General features: G+C 51.6%; 12 protein-coding genes and 1 pseudogene. 4 read left to right on the plus strand and 9 right to left on the minus strand.

Annotated features, from left to right (window positions below; all coding sequences use genetic code 11):
- Positions 1-5 precede the first annotated feature (5 nt).
- Positions 6-1,097 carry a GGDEF domain-containing protein gene (locus KNQ05_RS12710; protein ID WP_214805606.1) on the minus strand — a complete coding sequence of 364 codons (1,092 nt, stop codon included), beginning with the start codon at positions 1,095-1,097 and terminating at the stop codon, positions 6-8.
- Positions 1,098-1,262: 165 nt separating this feature from the next.
- On the opposite strand from KNQ05_RS12710, the gene KNQ05_RS12715 reads away from it, so the two are divergent.
- A complete protein-coding gene (locus tag KNQ05_RS12715; RefSeq protein WP_239456898.1) occupies positions 1,263-1,442 on the plus strand; it encodes a hypothetical protein in 180 nt (59 codons plus the stop codon).
- Between the two features lie 66 nt (positions 1,443-1,508).
- Here KNQ05_RS12715 and KNQ05_RS12720 read toward each other — a convergent pair whose 3' ends face one another.
- Positions 1,509-2,036, minus strand: coding sequence for an NUMOD4 domain-containing protein (locus KNQ05_RS12720; RefSeq protein WP_214805608.1), 528 nt, complete (start codon positions 2,034-2,036; stop codon positions 1,509-1,511).
- A 137-nt stretch (positions 2,037-2,173) separates the two neighbouring features.
- Between KNQ05_RS12720 and KNQ05_RS12725 the strand changes: the two genes are divergently transcribed.
- Positions 2,174-2,755, plus strand: a complete 582-nt coding sequence (locus tag KNQ05_RS12725; protein WP_214805610.1) for a DEAD/DEAH box helicase family protein — start codon at positions 2,174-2,176, stop codon at positions 2,753-2,755.
- A gap of 22 nt (positions 2,756-2,777) precedes the next feature.
- Positions 2,778-3,074, plus strand: a complete 297-nt coding sequence (locus KNQ05_RS12730) for a hypothetical protein (RefSeq protein ID WP_251132069.1) — start codon at positions 2,778-2,780, stop codon at positions 3,072-3,074.
- A 53-nt stretch (positions 3,075-3,127) separates the two neighbouring features.
- Here the strand turns inward: KNQ05_RS12730 and KNQ05_RS12735 are convergent, their stop codons facing one another.
- The 7 genes from KNQ05_RS12735 to KNQ05_RS12765 all read right to left on the minus strand — a co-directional run bounded on the left by KNQ05_RS12735 (position 3,128) and on the right by KNQ05_RS12765 (position 9,537).
- Positions 3,128-3,457 (minus strand): hypothetical protein, encoded by a 330-nt coding sequence (locus KNQ05_RS12735; RefSeq protein ID WP_214805612.1) that lies wholly within the window; start codon positions 3,455-3,457, stop codon positions 3,128-3,130.
- Positions 3,458-3,597: 140 nt separating this feature from the next.
- Complete coding sequence (locus KNQ05_RS12740; protein ID WP_251132509.1) at positions 3,598-4,503, minus strand: DNA alkylation repair protein; 906 nt, start codon at positions 4,501-4,503, stop codon at positions 3,598-3,600.
- 7 nt (positions 4,504-4,510) lie between these two features.
- Positions 4,511-5,548 carry a bifunctional transcriptional activator/DNA repair enzyme AdaA gene (locus tag KNQ05_RS12745; RefSeq protein ID WP_214805614.1) on the minus strand — a complete coding sequence of 346 codons (1,038 nt, stop codon included), beginning with the start codon at positions 5,546-5,548 and terminating at the stop codon, positions 4,511-4,513.
- Positions 5,549-5,716: 168 nt separating this feature from the next.
- Positions 5,717-5,968 (minus strand): hypothetical protein, encoded by a 252-nt coding sequence (locus KNQ05_RS12750; RefSeq protein ID WP_214805616.1) that lies wholly within the window; start codon positions 5,966-5,968, stop codon positions 5,717-5,719.
- Positions 5,969-6,218: 250 nt separating this feature from the next.
- Positions 6,219-7,589, minus strand: a complete 1,371-nt coding sequence (locus KNQ05_RS12755) for a copper amine oxidase (protein ID WP_214805618.1) — start codon at positions 7,587-7,589, stop codon at positions 6,219-6,221.
- A 125-nt stretch (positions 7,590-7,714) separates the two neighbouring features.
- Positions 7,715-8,167 (minus strand): hypothetical protein, encoded by a 453-nt coding sequence (locus tag KNQ05_RS12760; protein WP_214805621.1) that lies wholly within the window; start codon positions 8,165-8,167, stop codon positions 7,715-7,717.
- Complete coding sequence (locus tag KNQ05_RS12765) at positions 8,164-9,537, minus strand: PepSY-associated TM helix domain-containing protein (RefSeq protein WP_251132508.1); 1,374 nt, start codon at positions 9,535-9,537, stop codon at positions 8,164-8,166. The genes KNQ05_RS12760 and KNQ05_RS12765 overlap by 4 nt, the downstream gene beginning before the upstream one ends.
- A gap of 321 nt (positions 9,538-9,858) precedes the next feature.
- Between KNQ05_RS12765 and KNQ05_RS12770 the strand changes: the two are divergent.
- Positions 9,859-10,040: pseudogene (locus KNQ05_RS12770) on the plus strand (copper amine oxidase); the annotation flags it as partial.

Below are 10,040 nucleotides of genomic sequence, written 5' to 3' on the forward strand. Positions count from 1 at the left end.
TTTTTTTAATTATGTGTCATATCATAACCGACGACTTTGTTGCGCCCCGTCTGCTTTGCCTGATACAGCGCCTGATCGGCTTTTTGGACGACTTCAAACGCCGTCTTGGCTTGGTCGGACGATGCGACCCCCATTGAAAGCGTGACATGGAAAGCCGGATACGGTTTGAAGATGAAGTGTTGATCGGCGCACGCCGTCCGAATCCGTTCCCCGAGTCGCTCCGCTTCACGGTGCGAGATATCCGGCAGGACGACGACGAATTCCTCGCCGCCATACCGGGTGACGAGTCCCGTTCCCGGACAAAACGTCGTCAACAGATGACTGAGTTGCCGTAAGACGACATCCCCGCCATCATGTCCGTATTCGTCATTGACCGACTTGAAGAAGTCGATATCGACGATCAGGACCGAGAAGGCATACCCGTGTTTGTCATAGTCGGCCAATGTCTCATCGAGTTTCCGCCGATTGGCGAGATTCGTCAGACTGTCCGTCAAGGCAAGCTCCTGCTGGGCTTGGACGAACTGGAAATGTTTCCGTAACTCCTGCAGGAAACGAAACGTCACGTACCCTCCGAGAAGATTGAAGATGATGTAGACGAATGACATCTCGAAAAACCGAATGAACGTATCCGTCAATAAGTACAGGGCCGGCAAGCTGTAGCCGATCCCGATGCTCAGTAGGACAAGGTAGTCTTTGAACGTCTGGGCAGCAAAGCGACGGTAAATACTTGCCGTGACGAGTAAAGCAAGACAAATCAGCGTCGCGAGAATCAAACCTTGGTAGACACCGGGTGGCGTGACGAGAAAACGGGCCCCGATGACGGCGACCGTCGTCAATGCGCCACTGATCCAGCCGCCGTAATAATACGCCGTGACGAGCGCGACGAGTCGTAAATCAATCTTCGCTCCATCGTAGGAGATACTGTTTAGGACGAGCAGTGCCCCGATCACGCTTGCAATCAATCCGACGGCAAGTCGGATCCGGATTGAGGAGTGCGGTGAAATGCGTTTGATGTTGCGCATCGGTAAGAAGGCGAACAGCAGGGACGTAATCAAAAGGGAAAAGTTTAATAGAAACTGGTTGAACTGACTCAACACGACGATCGACATCCCTTCAAAAAATAGCTTTTTCTGTCTATATCTTCTTTATCGTCTTACCGGCACCCTTTTTCTAGACGTTTTGCAGGTTTTCCATTTTCTTAAAGGGGAATCATTATGACAGATGCATCTGTTAATTCGTAAAAGGGGGAACTACCTGTGGACATGAACGAAGAAAAACGAAAAAGTAAAATGCCTTTCTTCATCGGGCTCGTCATCGTCATCTTTTTAATCGTCGCCGCTGCGTTAATCATCTACGTCACGTCTGAACCGAAAGAGGAAACGCAACAGCTCCTCCAACTGACGGTGAGCCAAATCACGCCGTACTTACCACTTGCCGGCTAACGACACCTTACTTTTTTTCAACCAAAAGGGCAGACCGATTTTCTTCGGACTGCCCTTTCCTTCTGCCTACATGACATACCGTGCCTCTTTCTTATCGATGATATTGCGGACCCGGTTTTCAGTCACCCCGTACACGAGCGCAAGCTTTCGAATCGACGCTTCGCCCGTCCGGTAGCGCCGCCGGATCTCCCGAATCTGCCACGCCGACAATTCGACATGGTCCGTCAACAGCAGATCGAATTCAGCGAGCAAGGAAGCATAGGCTTGACTCGGCGAAGGCTTGACCGACAGATTATCGATGTGGTCGTTCAACCGGTCATGATCCGCCCGGACGAGACGCTCCTGGCAGGCAGTCGGGTCAAGAAACGCCCGGGCGACGAGTTCGCCGACGTAAAACCGTTCACCGCGTCCGTGCTGATACAACGTCACTTTCCGGTAACCTTCCTGATTGATGCGCGGACGCAGGAGGACACCTGTGCGCCGCTGTTTGACGCCACGGCTCGTCTCGACAATCCGGTCGAGCGAACGAACATTTCCCGACGTCGACACTTGATAACTCCCTTCATATCCTTGTACCATCTTCCAATGTTCCATCTGCCCGAACACCCTCCATTCGTTGTGACACGCCATCCGTTGTTATCTCCATTATATCATTTTACGAACAAACGTTCTAACTCCAACGTGCTGAACCGGTATGGTAATCTAACAAAAAAAGGAAACGGGGTCTTTTGATGAAATTTGTTTTATTGCTCGGTCCGCAGGCGGTCGGAAAAATGACGATCGGTCAGGAACTCGAACGGTTGACCGGGATGAAGTTGTTTCATAACCACCAGACGATCGATTTGCTGTTGCCCTATTTTGACTTTTCAAAGCCCGCCCATCACAGGCTGAAGGACTTGATCCGCCGGGAGATGTTCAAGGAGATGGCGATCAGTGATCTCGAAGGTGTCCTCTTCACGTTCCTCTGCCTGTTCGGGGTCGAAGGCGGAGGGATTGAGTTCATTGAGGAAACGGTCGCATTGTTTGAAGAGGCGGGTGCCGACGTCTATATCGTCGAACTCGAAGCATCCGTCGCGACACGTCTCGCGCGAAACAAGACGGAAAACCGGCTTGCCCATAAGTTTACGAAACGGGATCTCGCCGCTTCCGAAAACGACTTGCTCGAGACGGCAGACGGCTACCGGACGTCCTCCCTGCCAGGAGAACTGCCGTACCCGAACTACTTCCGCCTGGATACGGAAGGACGCTCTGCCGCTGCAAGTGCCGAAGCAATCTGTGCCCGCTTCGGTTGGTCTTACACACCCGTCAGGTAACGTCATGAAAGGGGAATGCCGCTTGAAGTCGCACCGGAACGAATACCACTCTCTGATCCTGACTTTCATCCTCTTGATTGTCAGCATCCTACTGTTCTTCGGGCTGAACGGACGGACGTTCCCGAATATGAGCCTTTGGGTCCCGATCAGTCTGTATTCGCTCGTCGGCGTCGGCTATGTGATGTCACTCCTGATTGCGCTCCGGTTGAAAAACACTGTCATCAAGACCTTCAGCCTGCTTGCCACTCTGATGCTGTTGCTCCCGCTCGTGATTTGGGTTTATCTCCTGCTGCTCGCGAACGGCATCTCGGAACCTTAAAAAAAGAGGACAAGCCGTTCGCAGTCTGCGACGCGGATTGTCCTCTTTTTCGTTTAGTGCGTCAAGGCTAACGAAAATCCGTCATCCGTTCTCTCAAATCCACTCTTCTCCCAAACGACGGCTTCCCCGCCTCTGCCCGTCACGGACGGTAACAATAATGTCCGTGCTAAATAGGCCGTGATGACTGTCAACGCTTCGTTGAGATAACCGTCCATGTCAAAGACATCGTCTGCCCGATAGGTCAGTTCCCGCTCCCGAAAGTGAATCGTCGCGACAGTTCGTCTACTGCGTCGTTCCCGTAACACCCAGTCACATCCATCTTGCATATCTGTCGCCTGTATCAATAGACGGGACGTCGTAAAGTCAGGATGGCGTCCGTTCATCTTCATTCCTCCCCTGTCACGTCAAACGTTGCCGTCGCGTAAGCTTGCCCATTAATTAAGATGGTCACACGATGCGTCCCCGGATAGTGGACGCGTGTCGTCAAGTTCCGAAACGATTGCCGTTTTGTAAACGTCTCCCGTCAAGCCACCTGTCGTTCACTAATCCGAAAGACCTTTTGACTCATTCCCCGCTTTTTGACATAATCAATCGCATATTCAATCCGCAGGACTTGCGGTTCCGTCGTCGCGAGGCTAAATGTAAACGACATCTCGCCTCCGATCGGCAGCGACGGTGTCACCGTCAAATCATCGACCGTCACCGCGCCGCGTGTCACGAGACCAAATGCCTTCAGGACGTCCGGGTGTCCTTGTTTGAGCAACGTCCGTGAAGCGTGACGCAACACCCAGTCCACACGGGGATCGGTCCCGAGCTGATCGAGTCGTTCAATCACAAGTTCCGGGTGCGTCTTCGTGATGTCGTTCAAGTGATTGGCGACACTCTTGCGGACGTAAAGTGAGTCGTCGGTCAGCAACCGGTCGAGCAGCGGCAGAACGGGACGCGGATCGGCAATCAACGCCGGGATGGCCTGTCCCCATGGCAGGCGTGGTCGTGTCCCTTCCGATGCCAGGCGCCGGACATGTTCATCGTCCGACGTGCTCCAGAGCAGTGCCTGTTGCAAGTACCGGTCTTGATCGCTCAGTAAAAACCGCCGGACAGCGAACTCCGCCGTCGAATACGGCGTCAGTCGTTCGAGTGCCAGCAACGACCGGTCCCAGTCGTCGCCGTAGAGCTCGATATAGTCGGGAAACACGATCCCGGCGAGTCCCGTGAACTCCGGGGCAATCCGTTCGAGTTCTGTCGCCGCCACATCAAATTCACGTGGCACATACGATCCAAGCGACGTCGAAATCCGGCGGACCCGTTGTTTGAAGGCGAGTTCCTCCCAGTCGGCTTGTTTGATGTCCTGCTGCAACCGCGGCGCATCCAGCGCCCGACTCAGGCGGTCGAGCCAGTCGTCTGAAAAAACATCTTTAATCAGTGCCATGCAGCATTCAGTCCTTTCGTCGTTCGGTTTCGAGTAACGTCGCTTTCCGGGCGAGCCCGCCGGCATATCCGCCTAAGTCGCCATTCGCCCGAATGACGCGGTGACACGGGATGACGAGTGCCAGTTGATTGGCACCGTTCGCCCGGGCGACGGCACGAACGGCGAGTGGATTACCGATCCGGATGGCAAGTTCTTGATAGGAAATCGTCTCCCCGGATGGAATTTGCTCCAACTCGGCCCAGACGAGACGCTGGAATGGTGTCCCGTACAGTTTGCGCGGCGTCGCGAACTTGTTCAGCGTCCCGTCGAAATAGTCGGTCAGCTCCTGTCCGATTTGCTCAAAGATGATTGATTCCCCCGGGACGATGACGGCCCGTGCCGCGAGACGAAGCCGTTCGATCTCCCGTTCCAGTCCTCGGCGATCGACGAATTCAAGCAAATGAAGGGCTGCGTCGTCCGCAATCGCGAGCATCGGACCGAGTGGCGTATCGAGCCATTTCGCCTGCAAGTAAGTCCCGTCCCAGCGTTTTGGTGTCGCACCCATGATTTTTGCGAAAGCATCCCGAAAGCCGCTGCTCGATTCGTAGCCACCCGCGAGCTGGGCCTCGATGACCGGTTTCCCGGTCCGGATTTCTTTCATCGCCAGTCCCATCCGACGTGAGCGGGCATACTCGACGAACGTCATCCCGAAGCGTTTTTTGAATTGGCGGCGCGCCGTTGATGCATCGAGTCCAAGTTCCCGGAAATCGGCCTCCTTAAAACGTTTTTCCGGTGTCGCTTCGACAGCGGCAACAAGACGGCTGATGATGTCACTCGCACCGGGGTGCGACAACGGTTTACAGCGGAGACACGGGCGATACGAAGCGAGTAAGGCTTCTTTCGCCGTCTTGTAAAATTCACAGTTCTCGCGTTTCGGTTTCCGGGCAGGACAGGACGGCCGGCAAAAGATGCCTGTCGTCTTGACGCCGACGAAGAACCGCCCTTCATAGGTCGCATCCCGGCGGACGAGTGCCGCATAATACTCTTCTGTTTGATGGTCCTCCATGCGATCGCCTCCTTTTCTACAGTATACCGAGTTCTTTCGTCGCGATGTCGCCGAAAATCAGGCATCGATGTTTTTGTTTTTGCGGCGTGTCTGATCCGGACGCGTGTCCACTTCAAAAAAATCCGCCTCTTCAGCCGCAGGTGGCTGAGAAACGGATTGTGCTTTCATTTAACGCTTTGGTTTACGTCGCAGGAGGAGGAACGTCACCAAGGCACTGAGCAATAGACTACTGACAATCCACGGTAAGATACGCGGGACGATACCTGGCTCGACTGCACGATCTTCGACCGGGATGATCTCGCTCGATGTCAATGGATCCTGCAACAGATGTTCAACTGCCACTGCATGCAGTTCTGGTGTCATGAGAGCTATGAAGACGACGAAGACGAGTACTACTACCACGCCGCTGGTTCGTTTCATTGTTCCTCCTCCTTTCCTGACTTCTATTCTAGTGACCGTCCTCTAACAGAGATTCGTTTCCCGAAGAATGCGGGAGTAGGAACGAATCTTGAACCCTTCAAAATCATTGAGGCTGCAATCTAATGCAACTGACTTAAACGTCAGTCTTTACAGAGGCAAGGGTGGCCGATGTTACATCCGCCACCCTCCTCTCGTCTAAAAGAACGCACGCGCTTCAGGCGACTTTTTTGAGTCATCTCCGTCAGACGGCTTATTGTTGTTCACGACGACCGCGGAGTGCAAAAAATCCTAGGAGTGAAGCGGCTGCAATTCCGAACAGTGACCATAAGATACCGGCTGACGATTGAGTTTCAGCGGCTCCACCAAGACCTGTGTTCGGCATGCTTGCTGGCGTCCCTTGGAATTTATCAGGGAATTGATCGACGATTGCTGTCGCTGTTCCTTCACCGACTCCGTACATATGACCGTAAGCTTCACGGATTGCCGGGTACGTTTTATCGTAGTCTTTTTCATTGTAGCTGTTGAAGGCGAGTAACAATTGATCAACGTGCATCTTCAAGCCTTCTTCCAGGTCTTTTGACTTCAGGCGACCTTCCGTTGCTGCATCAAGGAAGGCAGCTTGTTCGACACGGTATTCGTCGAGCTCTTTGACGGCCATGTCACGTGCGTCTTCATCTTCCGCCCCCGTTGCTTTGACATAGTCGACGAAGTAGCCGATGTGGCTCGACCAGATTTTTTTGAATTCTTTCGCTGCATCACTACCGTAGACCGAGCCGATTGATGCTGTCAGGTCGTCCGTGTTTTCACTGAGTGCACCGGCTGCGGCATCAAAGTCTTTTGCTCCTTCAATCCCTTTTTGCATCGCAAGTATTGCGAGTGCCGCGTGTTCCGAGAAGTTGTGGTTCAGACCGGCACGTAAATCGGCTGCGGGTGTATCGACTTTCGTATTTTCAAATTTATCCGGGTATTGATCGACGATTGCACCGGATAAGCCTTCCCCGACCATGTACATATGCTCGATTGCTTTTCGCAAATTGCTGTACGTGGCGTCATAATCACCTGCAACGTAACTGTCGAACGACGTCAAGAGTTGGGTGACGTGGACTTTTAAGCCACCTTCGAGATCAGCTGCTTTCAATCGCCCTTCCGTTGCTTTATCCAAAAAGGCTGCCTGTTCGACGCGGTACGAATCGAGGTCATCGAGCGCTTTTTGTTTTGCTTCCTCATCTTCTGCCCCTGTTGCTTTCACGTAATCGACGAAGTAACCGATGTGACTTTTCCAAATTTCTTTAAAGGCTTCTCCGCCTTCATCCCCGTAAACTGATCCGACGGCTGCTGAGAGATCATCGGCATTTTGATTCAGTGCACCTGCTGCTTGATCAAAATCATCCGCCCCATCAATCCCTTTTTGCATTGCAACGACTGCGAGGTAGGCATGTTCCGATAAAAGCTGATCGAGTGTCGCCCGGAGGTCGGACGCTGGTGAGGAGACATCGAGAGACATGTTTCCGGAGCTGGCCATCTTGCTGTGATCTTCATGACCATGGGCACTGACGCCGGTTGCCGGAATCAACAATGCGGCACTGAGTGGAACTGCGAGAAACGACTTTTTCATTTTCATCTTGTAAACACCCCTTTATTTTTTTGGACTACACATAGATAACGTAAGAAGTTCACAAATAGTTTTGATTTTTAATATTTTTCCCAAAAAAATAAAGACTTCGGCAGCGAAGTCCTTATTTCCCATTAATGATGTCCATGATGATCCGTCTGTTCCCCTGCCGGTACGGCCTGTTTCAATAAGCTCTGTGCCGCCTCGAGCTCTTTTTCTGACACATCCCCCACTTGAACGAGTGCTTTTGGTGTGTAGACATGCGAACCGACATGGACCATACCATTGACGAGATAGACACCGGCTTTTTTAAAAGGAATACTGCTGACATAATGTCCCTGTTTCTGTTCTGCCATATACGTTTCTGTCTCGTCACTTCCTACTGGCGTAACTTGAACATGCACCTGATCGATGGCTTGCGGGTTCTCAATTTCAAGCGCGACCGTCGTGTTCGTGTCTGCTGCGATTTTCTCCGGTGCGTAAAGTCCGACTTTCATCGCAGGCGCAGCCGCTTTTGTCTCGAACTGACAGCCGGCCAGTAACACCATACTACTGGCGAATAAACCTGTTAATACGATCCGCTTCATGCTGCCGCCTCCTTATTTCCTTTACGTCGACGCGTGAAAATCAAGAAATCGAGTACGAGGATCGTCATGACCGACAGTGCCGCGAGTGGCATCGTCAAACTGATCACTACAATCAAACCGGCAACGATTTTTTGCACGCGTTGATCACTCGCCCGTTTTGGTGGCGCTAGTTTTCCCGCGCCATTTCGGCGTTTCCACCATAGAACAAATGAGCTGACGACGATGAAGATTAATCCTAGACACAGTGCTAATCCGACGAGTTGATTCAAGAAACCAAACAACCGTCCTTCATGAAACCCAATCCCAAGCGTAATGCCCTTCGCGAGGAGTCCGTAGTCTGCATAAGAGACATTGGATAAGACCGTTCCCGAATATTGATCGAGATTAATCGTCGCTTCTTTGGTCGGCGCACTTTGAAGAGAGGATAACGTATAGACCCCTGTCTCCCCTTGTGGAAGTGTAATTTGATACGGGCGTCCCATCCCTAACTGTTTCGCTTCAGCCGCGACTTCCGTCACAGACAGTGTCAACGGTCGGGCTGGTCCCGAACTCGGAACGACGTCGTTTTGTGTCGCCCAAGGAATATCCGTCGCAATGTCCTTCGTGACGATTTTTGACGCCATACTTTCATCCGGTCCGTACGCAAACTGTGGATAATTCGAATTGGCTTTCGTCGCAATCGTATTGATCCACTGACCTGCGACACCCGACCATGCGAGTCCGGAACCGATGATCACGAGTAATCCAATCGTTGACCAGACGGCAACTGAACCATGAAGCCCCTTCCAAAAATTACGTGCTCCGTTTTTCTGTCTGAAGGACGGGAAAAATACACGCTTGAAGCTCCCCGTTTTCCCTCGTGGCCAAAAGAGATACGTTCCTGTCACCAATAAAATGATTGCCCAGCTCGCTGCAAGTTCGACGAGAAGATTTCCGGCTTTCCCAGCAAACAATTCCCCATGAATTGTTTTAATAAAGCCGAGTGGTCCTGCCCCGAGTCGTTTCCCCGTCACTTCACCCGTGTATGGATCAACATAGACATATCCCGACTCCTCTTTGAACGTCACGCCAATCCGTGTCGTCCGGTCTTGTTGCTCAAACTGACCAAGCGAAGAAATACCCGCCTCTGGATATTTGTCCGCGACAGCTTTCATCTGATCTTCGAGCGGCAGACGTTGCCCTGTCTCTTCCGTGAAGATCATGTCACGGTACAACATATCCTCCAGTTGCGGTTTAAATAAGTAAATCGATCCTGTGACGGCAAGTATGATAAAAATCGGTGCAAAAATAATGCCTGCATAAAAATGCCACCGCCACATCGATTGGTACCAGCTCTGCTGCACGCGCGAAGCTTGATTCCGTTCTTTCATGATCATATCCCCCGTTCTTTCCTATATATGTCCCACATGTGAACACGTCTTTAATTATAAGCGGTTACATCAAGCCAACTTTTAACACACTATGGCGAATTCTTGCCAATCCAGTGTTGTTTCTGCGTAGTCCCTATGAAGAAAATGCACACATACTGGAGTCTTTTTTCATAGATTCCACAAATGACTTAAAAAAGATTTCACTTTTTTTTGTTTTTTTAAATCCAAACGAAATCCGGGTGCGTATGCTGTTCAGAACGATGAGGAAACGAATTACCAGATTGGTTAAAATAAAACCCAAATTTGAAAGGATGATTACAAATGAAACACACTAAAAAATTCGCAGCATCAGCAATGGCAGCAGCACTCGTATTACCAGGAACGGCGGCGTTTGCATCAGGCGGTTCAGACGACATGATGCATGAGGACAAAGCAAAAAACGTCACGGTCAAAACGAAAGCAGCAGATCTTCGTGCGACACTCGACCAATTGCTTTCTGAGCA

It is taken from the genome of Exiguobacterium sp. s125 (assembly GCF_018618605.1).
Taxonomy (GTDB): domain Bacteria; phylum Bacillota; class Bacilli; order Exiguobacteriales; family Exiguobacteriaceae; genus Exiguobacterium_A; species Exiguobacterium_A oxidotolerans.

Excerpts from the sequence above, each read along its gene's own strand:
- KNQ05_RS12715 (WP_239456898.1), top strand. The coding sequence starts at position 1,263 with ATGAACGAAGAAAAACGAAAAAGTAAAATGCCTTTCTTCATCGGGCTC.
- KNQ05_RS12720 (WP_214805608.1), bottom strand. The coding sequence starts at position 2,036 with ATGGAACATTGGAAGATGGTACAAGGATATGAAGGGAGTTATCAAGTG.
- KNQ05_RS12725 (WP_214805610.1), top strand. The coding sequence starts at position 2,174 with ATGAAATTTGTTTTATTGCTCGGTCCGCAGGCGGTCGGAAAAATGACG.
- KNQ05_RS12735 (WP_214805612.1), bottom strand. The coding sequence starts at position 3,457 with ATGAACGGACGCCATCCTGACTTTACGACGTCCCGTCTATTGATACAG.
- KNQ05_RS12740 (WP_251132509.1), bottom strand. The coding sequence starts at position 4,503 with ATGGCACTGATTAAAGATGTTTTTTCAGACGACTGGCTCGACCGCCTG.
- KNQ05_RS12745 (WP_214805614.1), bottom strand. The coding sequence starts at position 5,548 with ATGGAGGACCATCAAACAGAAGAGTATTATGCGGCACTCGTCCGCCGG.
- KNQ05_RS12750 (WP_214805616.1), bottom strand. The coding sequence starts at position 5,968 with ATGAAACGAACCAGCGGCGTGGTAGTAGTACTCGTCTTCGTCGTCTTC.
- KNQ05_RS12755 (WP_214805618.1), bottom strand. The coding sequence starts at position 7,589 with ATGAAAATGAAAAAGTCGTTTCTCGCAGTTCCACTCAGTGCCGCATTG.
- KNQ05_RS12760 (WP_214805621.1), bottom strand. The coding sequence starts at position 8,167 with ATGAAGCGGATCGTATTAACAGGTTTATTCGCCAGTAGTATGGTGTTA.
- KNQ05_RS12765 (WP_251132508.1), bottom strand. The coding sequence starts at position 9,537 with ATGAAAGAACGGAATCAAGCTTCGCGCGTGCAGCAGAGCTGGTACCAA.